The 15,426-nt window shown below is 40.2% G+C and carries 17 protein-coding genes; 13 read left to right on the top strand and 4 right to left on the bottom strand.

Annotated elements, in window-relative coordinates:
* Nucleotides 1-293: 293 nt before the first annotated feature.
* The 7 genes from pepQ to H5088_RS17955 all read left to right on the top strand — a co-directional run bounded on the left by pepQ (nucleotide 294) and on the right by H5088_RS17955 (nucleotide 5,892).
* Nucleotides 294-1,616 carry a Xaa-Pro dipeptidase gene (pepQ, locus tag H5088_RS17985; RefSeq protein ID WP_182754032.1) on the top strand — a complete coding sequence of 441 codons (1,323 nt, stop codon included), beginning with the start codon at nucleotides 294-296 and terminating at the stop codon, nucleotides 1,614-1,616.
* Between the two features lie 86 nt (nucleotides 1,617-1,702).
* Entirely contained in the window at nucleotides 1,703-2,317 is a 615-nt protein-coding gene (locus tag H5088_RS17980; RefSeq protein WP_182734642.1) for a YigZ family protein, read from the top strand.
* A 96-nt stretch (nucleotides 2,318-2,413) separates the two neighbouring features.
* Entirely contained in the window at nucleotides 2,414-3,865 is a 1,452-nt protein-coding gene (locus H5088_RS17975) for a TrkH family potassium uptake protein (RefSeq protein ID WP_004335179.1), read from the top strand.
* 45 nt (nucleotides 3,866-3,910) lie between these two features.
* Nucleotides 3,911-4,570 carry a flagellar brake protein gene (locus tag H5088_RS17970; protein ID WP_182754029.1) on the top strand — a complete coding sequence of 220 codons (660 nt, stop codon included), beginning with the start codon at nucleotides 3,911-3,913 and terminating at the stop codon, nucleotides 4,568-4,570.
* Nucleotides 4,571-5,035: 465 nt separating this feature from the next.
* A complete protein-coding gene (locus H5088_RS17965) occupies nucleotides 5,036-5,248 on the top strand; it encodes an EF-hand domain-containing protein (protein ID WP_004335175.1) in 213 nt (70 codons plus the stop codon).
* Between the two features lie 140 nt (nucleotides 5,249-5,388).
* On the top strand, nucleotides 5,389-5,601 hold the full coding sequence (locus H5088_RS17960; RefSeq protein WP_004335174.1) for a calmodulin: 213 nt from the start codon (nucleotides 5,389-5,391) through the stop codon (nucleotides 5,599-5,601).
* A 75-nt stretch (nucleotides 5,602-5,676) separates the two neighbouring features.
* Entirely contained in the window at nucleotides 5,677-5,892 is a 216-nt protein-coding gene (locus H5088_RS17955; RefSeq protein ID WP_024597191.1) for an EF-hand domain-containing protein, read from the top strand.
* A gap of 81 nt (nucleotides 5,893-5,973) precedes the next feature.
* Here H5088_RS17955 and trkA read toward each other — a convergent pair whose 3' ends face one another.
* The 4 genes from trkA to def form a co-directional block, all read right to left on the bottom strand.
* Nucleotides 5,974-7,350, bottom strand: a complete 1,377-nt coding sequence (trkA, locus tag H5088_RS17950) for a Trk system potassium transporter TrkA (protein ID WP_154904167.1) — start codon at nucleotides 7,348-7,350, stop codon at nucleotides 5,974-5,976.
* Between the two features lie 86 nt (nucleotides 7,351-7,436).
* Entirely contained in the window at nucleotides 7,437-8,732 is a 1,296-nt protein-coding gene (gene rsmB, locus H5088_RS17945) for a 16S rRNA (cytosine(967)-C(5))-methyltransferase RsmB (RefSeq protein WP_004335167.1), read from the bottom strand.
* Nucleotides 8,725-9,678: a methionyl-tRNA formyltransferase gene (gene fmt, locus H5088_RS17940; RefSeq protein ID WP_182738246.1), complete on the bottom strand. Its 954-nt coding sequence runs from the start codon at nucleotides 9,676-9,678 to the stop codon at nucleotides 8,725-8,727. Before fmt ends, rsmB begins: the two co-directional genes overlap by 8 nt.
* Nucleotides 9,679-9,699: 21 nt before the next feature.
* Nucleotides 9,700-10,206 carry a peptide deformylase gene (gene def, locus H5088_RS17935; RefSeq protein ID WP_004335162.1) on the bottom strand — a complete coding sequence of 169 codons (507 nt, stop codon included), beginning with the start codon at nucleotides 10,204-10,206 and terminating at the stop codon, nucleotides 9,700-9,702.
* A gap of 118 nt (nucleotides 10,207-10,324) precedes the next feature.
* On the opposite strand from def, the gene H5088_RS17930 reads away from it, so the two are divergent.
* From H5088_RS17930 to hemF, 6 genes are all read left to right on the top strand, one after another.
* Nucleotides 10,325-11,443 (top strand): LysM peptidoglycan-binding domain-containing protein, encoded by a 1,119-nt coding sequence (locus H5088_RS17930; RefSeq protein WP_004335161.1) that lies wholly within the window; start codon nucleotides 10,325-10,327, stop codon nucleotides 11,441-11,443.
* A 31-nt stretch (nucleotides 11,444-11,474) separates the two neighbouring features.
* The gene (dprA, locus tag H5088_RS17925) at nucleotides 11,475-12,566 is read left to right on the top strand and encodes a DNA-processing protein DprA (RefSeq protein ID WP_182693018.1); all 1,092 of its coding nucleotides are present in this window, start codon (nucleotides 11,475-11,477) and stop codon (nucleotides 12,564-12,566) included.
* Nucleotide 12,567: 1 nt separating this feature from the next.
* Nucleotides 12,568-13,041, top strand: a complete 474-nt coding sequence (locus H5088_RS17920) for a DUF494 family protein (RefSeq protein ID WP_004335158.1) — start codon at nucleotides 12,568-12,570, stop codon at nucleotides 13,039-13,041.
* A gap of 114 nt (nucleotides 13,042-13,155) precedes the next feature.
* Complete coding sequence (locus H5088_RS17915) at nucleotides 13,156-13,731, top strand: type I DNA topoisomerase (RefSeq protein ID WP_004335155.1); 576 nt, start codon at nucleotides 13,156-13,158, stop codon at nucleotides 13,729-13,731.
* Nucleotides 13,732-13,756: 25 nt separating this feature from the next.
* Nucleotides 13,757-14,320, top strand: coding sequence for an L-threonylcarbamoyladenylate synthase (locus H5088_RS17910; protein ID WP_004335153.1), 564 nt, complete (start codon nucleotides 13,757-13,759; stop codon nucleotides 14,318-14,320).
* Nucleotide 14,321: 1 nt separating this feature from the next.
* Nucleotides 14,322-15,272, top strand: a complete 951-nt coding sequence (gene hemF, locus H5088_RS17905) for an oxygen-dependent coproporphyrinogen oxidase (protein ID WP_024594982.1) — start codon at nucleotides 14,322-14,324, stop codon at nucleotides 15,270-15,272.
* Nucleotides 15,273-15,426: the final 154 nt, after the last annotated feature.

Genomic DNA, 15,426 nt, shown 5'->3' with positions numbered 1-15,426 from the left:
ACCAATAACTTAACACGATAGGTATAGGTATTAATAAGGGGGATGTTTACATGTTAAATATCCCCCTTTTTTGAGCGCTGAGGGTAATACCAATTTTATTAAAAAAATGATCATTCTAGCGTATTAAATAACTCAATAACTGCGTTAAAAATTATTTATATAGAACAACTATGTATCATAATTTTAGCCTTGTTATTAAGCTATTTTCTTATCGCTATAATAGATCATTAATTTAATGCAATTGGTATAAGTGATAGACTCATAGCAAGTTAAATTTAACAGATGGATTAACAATGGATAAATTAGCCGTTTTATACGCCGAACATATTTCAACACTGCAACAGCGTACTCGTACAATTTGTAATAGCGAAGGGTTAGAAGGATTAGTAATTCATTCAGGCCAAGCTAAGCGCCAGTTTTTAGATGATATGTATTATCCATTTAAAGTTAATCCACAGTTTAAAGCATGGTTACCGGTTATTGATAATCCTCATTGCTGGATTGTGGTAAATGGCAGCGACAAGCCAAAACTCATATTTTATCGCCCGGTAGATTTTTGGCATAAAGTACCAGACGAGCCTCGCGACTTTTGGGCAGAGTACTTTGATATAGAGCTACTACTTCAGCCTGATCAAGTAGAAAAGTTATTACCATACGATAAAGCTAAATATGCTTACATGGGTGAATACATTGAAGTAGCGCAAGCACTTGGTTTTAGTATTATGAACCCTGAGCCTGTACTTAACTATTTTCATTACCACCGCGCTTATAAAACCCAGTACGAACTTGAATGTTTACGCAACGCTAACCGCATTGCAGTAGATGGGCATAAAGCTGCACGCGATACATTCTTTAATGGTGGTAGCGAGTTCGACATTCAGCAAGCGTACTTAATGGCGACACGTCAAAGCGAAAATGAAATGCCGTACGGCAACATTGTTGCGCTTAACGAAAACTGCGCTATTTTGCACTACACGCACTTTGATCCAAAAGTGCCGCACACCCACAACTCATTTTTAATTGATGCCGGTGCAAACTTTAATGGTTACGCTGCTGATATTACTCGTACGTATGATTTTAAAAAGCAGGGTGAGTTTGCTGAGCTTGTACAAGCGATGACTGTTCAACAAATCGAGTTAGGTAAAGGTTTAAAGCCGGGTATGCTTTATGGTGATTTACACGTCGAATGCCATAACCGTATCGCACAAATACTCAGTGACTTTAAAATTGTTAACCTACCCGCGGAGGAAATTGTTGAGCGTAAAATTACATCTACTTTCTTCCCGCATGGACTAGGACATCACCTAGGTTTACAAGTGCATGATATGGGCGGTTTTATGAGTGACGAAAAGGGCACACATCAACCATCGCCTGAAGGGCATCCGTTCTTGCGTTGTACTCGCCTGATCGAAAAAAACCAAGTGTTTACTATTGAGCCAGGTTTATACTTTATTGATTCACTGCTTGATGATTTAGCGCAAACCGATAATAAGCAGTTTATTAACTGGGAAAAGGTAGAGTCATTTAAACCATTTGGCGGCATTCGTATTGAAGATAACATTATTGTTCACGAAGATAGCCTAGAGAATATGACGCGTAATTTAGAACTCGATTAATTTCTATAAAGACGAGTTAGCGAATAAACGTTAAAATATGCATATGAACGGGGCCTTTAGGCCCCATTTTTAATTGAGCTTTTAATATGTCTGAATATAAATATCCTGCTGCTGACGTTTTTCATCAAGAAGAAATAAAAAAAAGTACGTTTATAGTCCACATTGCACACACCCCCGATTTAAATTCAGCAAAAACATTTATTAAAAGCATTGAAGAAAAGTATAGCGATGCACGTCATAACTGCTGGGCACATGTGGCAGGCAACCCCGGTGGCAGCCATGTTTATGGTTTTTCGGATGATGGTGAACCTAATGGCACTGCAGGAAAGCCTATGCTAAATGTGCTGGTGGGTTCGGGCCTTGGCGAAATTACTGCCGTGGTGACACGTTATTTTGGCGGCATAAAATTAGGCACCGGCGGACTAGTACGTGCTTATGGTGGCTCATTAAATAATGCACTAGTAAAATTGCAAACGGTGCTTAAAGTTCCCTGCGTTGAAATTACTGGGAGTAGTGAGTACAGCATGCAAGGCGCGATTGAGCAGTTATTAAAAACAAAGTATCAAGTGCTTAATATTGATAAGCAATTTACTGCTAATATTGAGTGGGTGATTACAATCGATAGCCGCGAAGCCAAGCAAGCAGTCAAAGATATTTTTGATTTAAGTCACGGCGCAGTTGAGTTAACTATTAAAGAGTAATAACCTACACAAATTGCATATAATGCATACTGACCCTATTTAATTTGGTTGATACTACTCAGCCTGAATTTACTAATAATAAAAGCGACAAGCTAAATGCAATTTCGTACCATCATAAAAATTCTTGGCCAACTTGTTGCGCTGTTTAGTATTACCATGGTGCCTCCGGCACTGGTGTCTTTAATATACAAAGACGGTGGTGGTGTTCCTTTTGTTTTAGCATTTATCTTTAGTGTTGTTATTGGCATGATGGCTTATTACCCAAACCGCCATGAAAACGGTGATTTAAAAGCACGTGAAGGCTTTTTAATTGTTGTTTTGTTTTGGCTGGTACTTGGGGCGTTTGCGTCCTTGCCGCTTATCTTTTTACAAGAACCTAACTTATCGCTCGCCGATGCGGTATTTGAAGCATTTTCTGGCTTAACAACCACCGGCGCTACGGTGCTTACCGGTATTGAGTATTTACCCAAGTCGGTATTGTTTTATCGCCAGCAACTCCAGTGGTTTGGCGGTATGGGTATAATCGTACTCGCTGTTGCTATACTCCCAATGCTAGGTGTTGGTGGTATGCAGTTGTACCGCGCTGAAATACCAGGGCCTGTAAAAGATTCTAAAATGACCCCGCGAATTGCCGATACTGCAAAGCACCTTTGGTATATTTATGTGTCGTTGACTATTACTTGTATGCTGGCTTATTGGGCTGCGGGAATGGAGTGGTTTGATGCTATATGCCATGCATTCTCAACGGTGGCGATAGGTGGTTTTTCTACTTACGACGCCTCCATGGGGCACTTTGACAGCCCTGTAATTAACTTTATTTGTGTGTTCTTTTTAATTATTGCCGCTGTTAACTTCTCCCTGCATTACGCCGCAGTGGCGAGCCGAAATATACAAGTTTATATTAGAGACCCAGAGTTTAAGGTGTTTTTGTGTATTCAATTAGCGCTGGTGGTTATTTGTTTTACCGTACTTTCCTCTAACGAAATATTTGCTAATGGCGATGAAACCCTCGATCAGGCGTTATTTCAAGCTGTTTCAATGAGTACAACAGCAGGCTTTGCTACTGATAACTTTTCAACATGGCCTTTGTTTTTACCTATTTTACTTATATTTTCGAGCTTTATTGGTGGCTGTGCAGGCTCTACCGGTGGTGGTATGAAAGTAGTGCGCGTATTTTTACTTTATTTGCAGGGCGTGCGTGAGCTCAATCGTTTAGTGCACCCACGGGCTATATATTCAATCAAGCTGGGTCGTAAGGCGTTGCCAGACAAAGTAGTAGAAGCCGTGTGGGGATTTTTCTCTGCATATGCGCTTGTATTTATTATTATCATGTTAGCGCTTATGGGCACGGGTATGGATAACATAACTGCGTTCTCAGCCACTGCGGCTTGTTTAAATAACTTAGGGCCTGGCTTAGGAGATGTAGCGTCGCATTATGGTGCTATAACCGATGGTGCTAAATGGTTGCTTACTATTGCAATGGTGTTTGGTCGCCTAGAAATATTTACTTTATTAGTGTTATTTACGCCTACTTTTTGGCGTGGATAAACGAGCGGCTTAAGTTTTAAATTACAAAATATTGGAAAAAGGGATATGCCAACAAATTTAGAAAAGCTAAAGCATATAGGTGTAGGCAGTTTAGTTGACCTAGAAATATTAACACCTACAAGCAGTAAGCGTGTTAAAACTGAATTAGTTGGTTTACTCGATAAACAGTTTATTATTTTAAATTATCCCAATGCTAAGCGTTTACCTGCAGCGAGTGACTATTTACGTGATGGTGTAATGGTTGTTGTAAGAGCACTGATTGAAGGCAGTGGCGGGCAAGTTATTGCGTTTCGCCAGCAAATTATGTCAGTAGCCTCTCATCCCGCTAAACTCGTCTTTATTAATTTTCCTAAGCAAGTGCAGCTATTTGCGCTACGCTCGCAAACACGCATACCTACCTTGTTACCTGCAAAGCTAAAACTAAGTGACGATAGAGTGCTTGAAGGCCTTATTAAGGACATTTCACTCACTGGTGTAATGTTTGATATTAGAGGCGATCAGCAAGCTGAAGGTATTAAAGATATGCAATGCACTGTCGTACTCAATAGTAGTGATAAAGATTTTGAAGGTGAAATTTGCAGTGTTAAAGAGCATGTCGCAGGTGTGCACTGCGGAATTAAGCTACTAGCAAGCGAGGATGAAATGAAAACCTTTATGAAAGAGCATTTTATAGACCCATCTGCGCTTGATCCCACCGTTGACTAAATCGTTTTTCGCTTATTTGCAACAAAATGTCGTTTTACGTGAGTATTTATAAAGTGTTTTTTTGTTTTTATATAATTAAAAATATTATTCAGATAAAACAATGTTTTACGTATTTTTTGTTATGGCTTGTTTTTTGTTGTTATAGCTACTTCGTTAAAATTAACCTTAATTATTTTTTAAAATCCCTCCTTTTATAGCTCTACATTTTAAAATGTATCTTTTTATATAAACATAACTATTTGTTTTTAATGACTTTAGTTTTTCACCTCTAAAGCGTGTTGCGAAAAGGCAACAGTAATGACTCTGAAAATTCCTACTTATTGTATGTTTTGTTTTTAACTTGTTGAAAGTTAATGGCTTTTCAATGTTGGCATTTAAGTTGTAATAGTCAGGGTGTACTGAACGAAATCATGATTCAAAGTGAAACACTTAATCGCACACACATAAATTTGAAGGATACATATTATGAAAAGCATTAATAAAACTTTAGCACTTATCGCTATTGCATCTTCTTCAGCCGCTTTTGCAGCAACAGATTTTGACACACTTGATGTAGACGGCAGTGGCACAATTAGCCAAGCAGAAGCATCAGTAGACGCAAAATTAATGAGCATGTTTTCTGAGCTTGATACTGACCAAAATGGTGAGTTATCAAAAGAAGAATTTTCAGAAGCTTAATTAAAAAGTATTTATCCTGAGTTGCCAAAGACAACCTAAGTAGGCAAGGGAGCTTACGAAAGAGGATAACAAGGAAGTGAAAAATTACGTTTTAAGTTAAACGAAGCAATTTTTTTGATAGAACATTGAAGGATTAAGTTATGAAACATTTAAATAAAGCATTAGCACTTATAGTACTAGCATCTTCTTCAGCTGCATTTGCAGCATCAGATTTTGACAGCCTTGATATCGATGGTAGCGGCACAATTAGCCCAAGCGAAGCGGCAGTCGATACCGATTTAATGGCTGAATTTATTGAGCTAGACACAGATGGTAGCGGCGAGCTTTCTAAAGAAGAATTCGCTAATTACTAATCTTTTTTCAGATTAAACATTTTTCACAGTCAGGGATCTTTGAAAAGGACTTCCCATATTACTAGGAATATTATTATGAAAACATTCAATACAACACTTGCAGTTATCGTTTTAGCATCTTCATCAGCAGCATATGCTGCAGTAGATTTTGCCTCTTTTGATGCAGATGGCGACGGTGCGATTACAATGGAAGAAGCGAAGGTTAACCCTCAACTTGTGAAGATTTTTGATGATTTAGATACTGATGGAAATGGTGAAATCTCTAAAGAAGAGTTTTCAAAGGTACAGTAATCAATATTCCAAGATACTCCACTAAAGCCGCCTTAGTCAGCGGCTTTTTTGTATTTTAAATTAACTAATTAGCGTAACTAGTTAAAGGAATATAGCACTTACTTGGAATAGTTTTTCTACAACGGTAATATGTTTTTTGTCGATTAAAAACATAATGACATGATCGCCCGACATAATAATTGTATCATCGTGAGCTATCAGTACATCGTCATTACGTACTATTGCGCCAATAGTTGTACCCGCTGGAAGTTTTATGTCGGCAATCGCGCGACCAACAACTTTAGATGTGCTTTCATCACCATGAGCAACCGCTTCTATGGCTTCTGCCGCACCTTTACGCAGTGAATACACATTAACAATATCACCACGGCGTACGTGCGTTAATAACGCTGATATTGTTGCTTGTTGTGGCGATATGGCAATGTCTATTTCGCCGCCTTGTACCAAATCAACGTAAGCACCACGCTGGATAAGCACCATGGTTTTCTGTGCGCCCATACGTTTTGCAAGCATGGCTGACATAATGTTTGCTTCATCGTCGTTGGTTACGGCAATAAACACATCTACTTGTTCAATATGCTCTTCTGAGAGCAGTTCTTGATCAGATGCGTCACCACAAAAAACGACCGTGTTATCGAGCATTTCTGAGAGTTGCTCAGCACGTTCTTTACTGCGTTCAATTAGTTTAACGGTGTGGTTTTTTTCAAGTGAGCGGGCAAGGCCTGCCCCAATGTTACCGCCACCAGCTATCATAATTTTTTTGTACGAACGCTCAAGTTTTTGTAGCTCGTTCATTACTGCGCGTATATGTTTTGTAGCGGCAATAAAGAATACTTCGTCATCGGCTTCAATAACGGTGGTACCCAATGGTTTTATTGCTTTACCTTGACGATAAATAGCGGCAACACGAGTTTCTACATTAGGAATATGTTCTTTAAGTGCAGATAACGCATAACCTACAAGTAAACCGCCATAGTAAGCTTTTACGGCTACTAACGAGAGCATGCCATCAGCAAACTGCAATACTTGCAGAGCACCAGGGTAGTCAATTAAACGGCGAATATACTTAGTGACCAGTGCTTCGGGAGCAATGTAATGATCGATTGGTAAATCATCGTTTTGAAAAAGTTTTTCGCGGTATTTTAAGTATTGCTCTGAGCGAATACGAGCAATTTTAGTAGGCGTTTTAAAAATACTGTATGCCACTTGGCATGCAACCATGTTCACTTCATCTGAACTGGTTACCGCTATAATCATATCGGCATCTTCAGCACCTGCGCGGCGTAATACATCAGGATGCGCGCTGTGGCCCATAACCCCTTGTAAGTCGTACTTATCTTGAAGTTCACGTAATCGGTTACCGTCTATATCAACAACGGTAATTTCGTTTTGTTCGCCAACTAAGTTTTCAGCAAGCGTAGCACCAACTTGCCCGGCACCGAGTATAATTATTTTCATTATTTACCCGTGGTATTGATCATAATTTAATTAAAAAAATAGCCATTTAATGTTTCATAAATGGCTAACTATTTAGTGTACGGCTATTAGGCTTTTTTAACTAGCTTAGCGTAATAAAATCCATCACTTTCACCGGGCAGTAACTGCAAACCTGGCGTTGTTACGGTATCGTTTTCGTGTAGAGGTATATGTTCTACATCATCGTTATTAGCTAAAAACTTAGCAACTTGCTGTTGGTTTTCTTGTGGAAGAACCGAACACGTAGCATATACCAATGTGCCACCTGGTTTTAACAGTGGCCAAATGCTATCAAGAATATCGCTTTGTAACTTGGCTAAGTCTTCGATATCTGATGCGCGACGTAACCATTTTATGTCAGGGTGACGGCGAATTACGCCAGTGGCCGAACAAGGCACATCAAGTAAAATACGATCAAATAATTTTTCATCCCACCAGGTATGTGGTTGCGATGCATCGCCACATTGTAGGTCTGCACCTAAGCCAATACGAGTTAAGTTTTGCTTAACACGTTCAAGGCGAGTTGAGTCGCTATCAAGTGCAAGTACATCAGCATCAGCAAGCTCTAAAATATGACATGTTTTACCGCCAGGGGCTGCGCAGGCATCCAAAATATAGTCGTCTGCTTTAGGTTCTAAAAAGCGGGCTGCCAACTGTGCTGCAGCATCTTGTACTGAACATGCACCTGTATCAAACTCAGGTAACGAAAATACATCACGTGGTTTGGCAAGCTTAATCCCATCAATAAAATCAGGGTTTAAGGTGTGTTCAATATCGTTAGCGCTGAGCATGTCACTGTATTCTTGCGTGCTAAATTGGGCTTGATTGACACGAAGCCACATTGGCGCTTGTTGCTGGTTTTCTTCAAGTAGTGCTTCCCAGCTATCTGGGTAGGCTGTTTGCACCTGTTTAATAAACCAATTTGGATGGTTGTATAAACATACCGGAATAAGCTTCGCTTTTTCTTCAAGCTCAGCTTGTTGACGCTGAAAGCTACGTAAAATGGCGTTTATCAGTCCTTTTAATCCTAAAGCGCGTAGTTGAGCCAGTGCGTTAACCGTTTCTGAAATGGCAGCATGAGGTGGTACGCGCATATGCTGCAGTTGATAAATACCTACGTATAATAAAAACTGAAATATTCTACGTTTACCTTTTAATGGCTGCTCTACTAAGTGTTGGCAGTAATTTTCAAGGCTCGGTAAGTAGCGTAAAACGCCATAACAAATTTGCTGTAGCAACGCTTTATCTTTAGGCGGCAAGCCTTGGCTTGCAAATGGAAGTTCTTGATTAAGCGATGCGCCTTTATCAACTACGTTATATAAAGTTTCAGCGGCAAGCGCTCGTACGTTTGGAACATTACTCATTGTTTTCGCCTAATATTGTGCCAGGAGTAACCCAGTCACTACGACCATTTAAAAAGTCGTTAATTGCCATTGGTTTTTTACCTTGCGGCTGTAATTGCGTAATACATAAAGCGTGTTCGCCACACGCCACTACTACGCCATTTTTGTCGCTTGATAAAATTTGCCCAGGATCACCTGATTGCAGCATAACCTGCGCTTGATGAATCTTTACTGTTTGCCCACCCATTTGGGTAAAGCACATTGGCCACGGGTTAAAAGAGCGAATGTTTCGCTCGATTTGAAGCGCACTCATGGACCAGTCGATATCAGCTTCCTCTTTAGAAAGCTTTTTAGCGTAGTTAGCAAGTTCATCGTTTTGAGGTTCAGGGGTGATCTCACCATTAGCTAATTTATTAATGGTTTCAATTAACGCATCTGGACCTAGCTCAGCAAGCTTTGTATATAAGCTTGCGCTAGTTTCTGTTGTGCTAATAGGGCAGCGGCTTATATGTAGCATATCGCCGGTATCTAGCCCTTCATCCATTTGCATTATTGTTACGCCGGTTTGTTCATCACCTGCCCAAATTGCGCGTTGAATAGGTGCAGCACCGCGCCAGCGCGGTAATATAGAGCCATGCACATTTAAACAACCTAAACGTGGCGCTTCTAAAATAGCTTTAGGTAAAATTAAACCATATGCTACAACAATCATAATGTCGGCATTTAAGCTTGTTAGCTCAGCTAGTGCTTCATCATTTTTTAATGACTGTGGCTGAAAAACCGGTAAGTTGTGCTCAAGCGCTAGCTCTTTCACTTCACTGGCTTTTAATTTTTTACCACGACCTGCAGGGCGATCTGGCTGGCTATATACACCCACTATTTGGTGTTCGCTTTGTATCAGCGCTTGTAAATGACGTGCGGCAAAGTCCGGCGTACCGGCAAATATAATGCGTAATGGTTGAGTCACTGAGTTTTCCTAAGGTGCTTATTACTGTTCTGCAAACTTGGCTTCTTTTTCAAGCTTTTTACGAATACGTTGGCGCTTTAATGGAGATAAGTAATCAATGAATAGCTTACCTTGAAGGTGATCTAGTTCATGTTGAATACAAATAGCCAATAATTCATCTGCATCTAGTACAAATTCTTCACCGTTTTCGTTAAGTGCAGCGACTGTTACTGTTTCTGCGCGATCTACTTTTGCATACGAGTTAGGTACTGATAAACAGCCTTCTTCGCTAACGGTAGAGCCGTCTTTTTTAATGATTTGTGGATTAATTAATACCAGTGGCTCATTGCGCTCTTCTGATACATCAATAACAACGATTCGTTGATGAATATCTACTTGCGTGGCCGCAAGACCAATGCCATTTTCATCGTACATTGTCTCTAGCATGTCTTTTACAATTTGGCGTACTGTGTCATCAACTTGTACAACATCTTTTGCTACAGTACGTAAACGTTCATCTGGAAATCTTAAAACTTCTAACCTAGCCATAGTTACCTTTTTCACTTGTGCTTAATTTAGGGTATTGTATGCTCTTATTTTAGCCATTCGCGTTCACCTTTAACAGGTTTTGGGCAATAATAATGAAAAAACAATACAAGGAAGCTCGATGAAATCTCCACTACTTGCAATCATGCTTACGTTAAGCGCTGCGTTTCCCGCAGTTGCTGATGTACTTAAAATAAAAAAAGACGCACCAAAACAGTATGTTGTAAAAAAAGGCGATACACTTTGGGATATTTCTGGCATCTATTTAGATGAGCCTTGGCTATGGCCTGAACTTTGGCAAATGAATCCACAAATTGACAACCCACACCTAATTTACCCCGGTGATGCATTAGCGTTGATATACGATGCAGATGGAAACCCACGTTTAGTGATCAATAAAGGATATAGAAAGCTATCTCCTCAGGGTCGTATTACACCAAAAGGGCGTGATGCTATTACTACTTTGCCGCTTGAAATGATCAAACCTTATATCAGTTACGAGCAAGCAATGAACAGTGACGATATTAAAGGTAAACCTTATATTTTAGGTGCAAACGAAAATACTAAAACACAAACGCTAGGTCATATTTTATATGTTAAAGGCGACTTACAAGTACATAAAGCATATGCTATTTACCATAAAGGTGACCCCTACACTGATTTAACCGGTGAAGTGTTAGCAACGCGTGCATCTTACGTGGGTATAGCACGTGCTTTTAGAGCGGGCGATGAGAAAAATGGCGTGCCTTCGTCATTACGCGTTGAGTCTGTTAAACGAGAAATTCAGCAAGGTGATTTTTTAATGCCGGCAATGGAAGGCCAAATGCTTCCTGCGTACTTTGATATACACCGCCCTTCAGAACCTGTAACAGGTAATATTATTGCTTCACCACGCGAAGTTAGAGAATTCAGCACAATGGATGTTGTGGTGCTAAACTTAGGCAGTGAACAAAATATAGAAGCGGGTCATGTATTAGATCTAGAGCGTCAATCACCAACGGTTATTGATGGTCCTCGTGGCCCTCGTTACCCAGAAGATTCTAGTAAATATGAGAAGCTTTTATCTGATGTGAGCCAATTATTTGGTGATGAGTCTGACGAACAAAACACAACGTGGACCATGCCTAAAGAAAAAGTTGGTGAGCTAATTGTCTTTAAAGTGTATGACAAAGTAAGTTATGCATTAATAACTAAAAACCAGCACCCAATTCGCATTGGAGATATTGCAGTTATTCATTAAGAAGTAGCGAGTCGGTGCTCTAGGAGAGAGCATGGATCAGTCATCTGGCAAGCTAGCCCACTGGCTTGCCTTTTATATGTGTAAAGGGTTGGGTATAAAAACCCTTTTAGCACTATCTACAAACTATTCCCTTGGGTCGTTATTCGACTTATCTCATGACAAGCTTTTACAGCTTGGGTTAACCGCTAATCAAGCGAGCAATTTACTCAACACCAATTGGCAACAAGTCAGTCATTATGAGCAATTAATAGCGCTGAACAACATTACTGTTGTCTGTATTTTTGATCCGCTTTACCCAGAAGATCTCCGGCAGATTGCCAGTGCGCCTTTATTACTCTTTTGCAGGGGAGATGTCTCGTTATTATCAACTCCACAGATTGCAATTGTAGGCAGCCGTAATGCTACACCTACCGGGCTTGAAATAGCCTCAGAATTTGCATACGAGTTAACTTTGGCGGGTATTACGGTTACTTCAGGTATGGCGCGGGGAATAGATGGTGCAGCACATAAAGGCTCTCTTGCTGGTACAGGTAAAACCATAGCGGTGCTTGGTACTGGGGTTGATATTTACTATCCCAAACGCCATAAACTATTAACAAACCAAGTTTTAGAAAGCGGTTTGCTGGTGAGTGAGTTTTTACCAGGCACAGCTGCTCATGCGCACAACTTTCCGCGCCGTAATCGTATTATTTCTGGGTTATCGTTAGGAGTGCTTATTGTTGAAGCTGAAATTAAAAGTGGTTCGTTAATTACAGTACGCTATGCGCTTGAACAAAATAAAGAGGTATTTGCAGTACCGGGTTCTATTAAAAACCCGTTAGCGCAGGCAAGTCACTTTTTAATAAAGCAAGGTGCTAAGCTGGTAGAAAACGTGGCTGACATTCTTGATGAGGTGAGTTTTACTTACGACAATAATGTATTTAATAAAGAGCAGCCGATTCAAGCCAATTCTCAATGTGAAGTTTTAAATAGTATTGGCTTTGAAGTAACCAGTGTAGATGACATTGTGCGTCGTGCGCAGTGGCCAATAGATAAAGTACTCAGTAGGTTGCTCGATTTAGAATTAGACGATCAGATTGAGCGAGTGTTAGATGGTTACATCAAGTTAAGCGCAGGAAGGTAATATGTTTGATATTCTTTTGTATCTTTTTGAAAATTACATTCATAGCGAAGCGGATATATTTGCAGAGCAAAATGAGTTAACCGATGAGCTACTGCGTGCTGGCTTTAATAAGCCTGAGATATTTAAAGCTCTTGATTGGTTAGAGCAACTAGCCGATTTACAACACAGCGATGAGTCTCCTTATCTTATTGCTAACCCTAAAGATGCTGTGCGTATATTTACCGATAGTGAATGCCAAAGGCTCAGCGCTGAGTGTCGTGGCTTTTTAATGTTTATTGAACAAATAGGCGTAATTAACAATGTAACACGTGAAATGGTAATGGACTGTTTAGCCTCTCTCGATAAACCTACTATAAGCCTAGAAGACTTAAAGTGGATTGTACTTATGATCTTGTTTAACGTTCCTGGCTCTGAAGAGGCATATGAGCAAATGGAAGATTTGATTTTTGATGAACCCAGCGAACTTCTTCATTAGAGATAATTATCTTGATTGTACTCAAATTACTTAAAAGGATAAGCACGGCATTGCTTGTATCTTTAAGTGGTTTGGGTATATTAGGCGAAAATTCACCAACCTATTAGGATCACCATGAGTAAAATCGACCATTCGCTTTTCTCGGCGAACAAGCACGCCCTCGAAAAAGAATACGAGATATGCCCACAGTGTGGTTCAGAGTTAGTGATCCGCAATAGTAAATCAGGCCCTTTTTTAGGATGCGCAAGTTATCCCAAATGCGACTTTATTAGGCCGCTGGCACATCACGACAGTAACGAAATCAAAATATTAGAAGATTCAGCATGTCCTGAGTGTAGCAAACCGCTGGTGGTTAAAAATGGCCGCTATGGTATGTTTATTGGGTGTACGGGCTATCCAGAGTGTCATTACATTGCTAACGAAAATGAAGAAAAGCAAAGCGAAGATACTTTGCCTAGTTGCCCTAAATGCAAAAAAGGTCATTTAGTCGCGCGCAGTAATAAGTTTGGTAAAGTATTTTATTCTTGTGATTGCTACCCAAGTTGTAAATACACGCTTAATAATAAACCGGTTGAACATCCGTGTCCTGAATGTGACTGGCCTATCGTCATAGAAAGAAATATGGCAAACGGCATATTATTGCAATGCCCACAAAAAAGCTGCATGCATAAGCTCACCCCAACTGAATAACGTTTAATTATATCTGGAGACTACTTTGTCAGACCTTTCAAATACGCCCACTGCAATAACATGCTTAACGCAAGGCGAAGTTATTTTATACCCAACAGAAGCTGTATATGGTTTAGGTTGTGATCCAGATAATCAACAAGCCGTTGAGGCACTATTAGCTATTAAGCAGCGCCCGGTTGAAAAAGGGCTTATTTTAATCGCTGATAACTACGGACAATTATTAAAATACGTAGATGATGCAAAAATACCAATGGATAAACGCGCTGATATTTTTTCGAGTTGGCCTGCTGCAATTACATGGGTTATGCCTGCATCTAAAAATACGCCTAAATGGCTCACAGGGCAGTTTGATACCATCGCGGTAAGAGTAACAAACCATCCAACAGTAAAGCGTTTGTGCCAAGAGTTTGGTAAGCCATTAGTATCAACCAGTGCAAACTTAACCGGTCAAGAAACGGTAATTAGTATTGAGCAAGCCAAAGCGCAATTTGCAGAACAAGTTGGCTTTTACGTTGACGAGCCGTTAGGTGGTAATACTCAACCAAGCACAATAAAAGACGCCATGACTGGCAAAATATTTAGAGGTTAATATGCAAAGCGAATTATTAAATCAAGTAAAAGCATACTTTATGGCTTTGCAAGACACTATTTGCCAAGGTTTGGAGGCTGCAGATGGCAGTGCTAAATTTATAGAAGATAACTGGCAGCGAGCAGAAGGCGGTGGTGGTCGTACACGCGTAACCACTAATGGCACTGTAATAGAGCAAGGCGGAGTTAATTACTCTCATGTATTTGGCGCTTCAATGCCTGGTTCGGCAACAGCGCACAGACCAGAGCTTGCAGGGCGCAGCTTTCATGCGTGTGGTGTGTCGTTAGTTATTCACCCTAAAAACCCTCATGTACCAACAAGTCATGCCAATGTGCGCTTTTTTATAGCCGAAAAAGAAGGCGAAGAGCCAATATGGTGGTTTGGTGGCGGGTTTGATCTCACTCCTTTTTATCCAGTATTAGAAGACGTACAACATTGGCATCAAGTTGCTCACGACATTTGTGCGCCTTTTGGCAGCGACGTTTATCCAAAATACAAAACCTGGTGCGACGAGTACTTTTATTTAAAGCACAGAGATGAGACTCGCGGAGTAGGCGGTTTATTCTTTGACGATTTAAACGAACTTGGTTTTGAAAAGAGTTTTGCGTTTATGCAATCGGTGGGTAATGGATTTTTAGATGCCTATTTACCTATTATTGAACGTCGCAAAAATGACGAATACACAGAGCAACAACGTGATTTTCAGCTTTATCGTCGCGGGCGCTACGTTGAGTTTAATTTAGTATGGGATAGGGGCACTTTATTTGGATTACAAAGTGGCGGGCGCACTGAGTCTATATTAATGTCTATGCCACCACTTGCACGCTGGGAATATAACTATAAACCAGAGCCAAGTAGCCCAGAAGCTAACCTATATCAGTATTACTTACGCCCGCAAGAGTGGTTAACGAGTCAACCAAGTGAGCTGATAGCCAGAGAGTGGCAATTATAAAAATTAAACAATAATCAAAAAGGCGCTAATTAGCTGTCTCTTGATCACAAGTCTGACTCAAGAGATTTTGCTAAATCGTAGCCTTCCAGGATGGCTTGTAACTTAAGCCATCCTTGCCATAACACTTTCACAGATGCACGCCCTGTGCGCTTGG

This window comes from Pseudoalteromonas sp. SR43-3 (genome assembly GCF_014163875.1).
In the GTDB taxonomy this organism is placed as follows: domain Bacteria; phylum Pseudomonadota; class Gammaproteobacteria; order Enterobacterales; family Alteromonadaceae; genus Pseudoalteromonas; species Pseudoalteromonas distincta.
Note: the sequence above shows the minus strand (reverse complement) of the source record. Positions and strands in the feature narration are given on the sequence as shown.

What these genes read in the sequence shown, in the direction of transcription:
- pepQ (WP_182754032.1), top strand. Translation starts at nt 294, where the DNA reads ATGGATAAATTAGCCGTTTTATACGCCGAACATATTTCAACACTGCAA.
- H5088_RS17980 (WP_182734642.1), top strand. Translation starts at nt 1,703, where the DNA reads ATGTCTGAATATAAATATCCTGCTGCTGACGTTTTTCATCAAGAAGAA.
- H5088_RS17975 (WP_004335179.1), top strand. Translation starts at nt 2,414, where the DNA reads ATGCAATTTCGTACCATCATAAAAATTCTTGGCCAACTTGTTGCGCTG.
- H5088_RS17970 (WP_182754029.1), top strand. Translation starts at nt 3,911, where the DNA reads ATGCCAACAAATTTAGAAAAGCTAAAGCATATAGGTGTAGGCAGTTTA.
- H5088_RS17965 (WP_004335175.1), top strand. Translation starts at nt 5,036, where the DNA reads ATGAAAAGCATTAATAAAACTTTAGCACTTATCGCTATTGCATCTTCT.
- H5088_RS17960 (WP_004335174.1), top strand. Translation starts at nt 5,389, where the DNA reads ATGAAACATTTAAATAAAGCATTAGCACTTATAGTACTAGCATCTTCT.
- H5088_RS17955 (WP_024597191.1), top strand. Translation starts at nt 5,677, where the DNA reads ATGAAAACATTCAATACAACACTTGCAGTTATCGTTTTAGCATCTTCA.
- trkA (WP_154904167.1), bottom strand. Translation starts at nt 7,350, where the DNA reads ATGAAAATAATTATACTCGGTGCCGGGCAAGTTGGTGCTACGCTTGCT.
- rsmB (WP_004335167.1), bottom strand. Translation starts at nt 8,732, where the DNA reads ATGAGTAATGTTCCAAACGTACGAGCGCTTGCCGCTGAAACTTTATAT.
- def (WP_004335162.1), bottom strand. Translation starts at nt 10,206, where the DNA reads ATGGCTAGGTTAGAAGTTTTAAGATTTCCAGATGAACGTTTACGTACT.
- H5088_RS17930 (WP_004335161.1), top strand. Translation starts at nt 10,325, where the DNA reads ATGAAATCTCCACTACTTGCAATCATGCTTACGTTAAGCGCTGCGTTT.
- dprA (WP_182693018.1), top strand. Translation starts at nt 11,475, where the DNA reads ATGGATCAGTCATCTGGCAAGCTAGCCCACTGGCTTGCCTTTTATATG.
- H5088_RS17920 (WP_004335158.1), top strand. Translation starts at nt 12,568, where the DNA reads ATGTTTGATATTCTTTTGTATCTTTTTGAAAATTACATTCATAGCGAA.
- H5088_RS17915 (WP_004335155.1), top strand. Translation starts at nt 13,156, where the DNA reads ATGAGTAAAATCGACCATTCGCTTTTCTCGGCGAACAAGCACGCCCTC.
- hemF (WP_024594982.1), top strand. Translation starts at nt 14,322, where the DNA reads ATGCAAAGCGAATTATTAAATCAAGTAAAAGCATACTTTATGGCTTTG.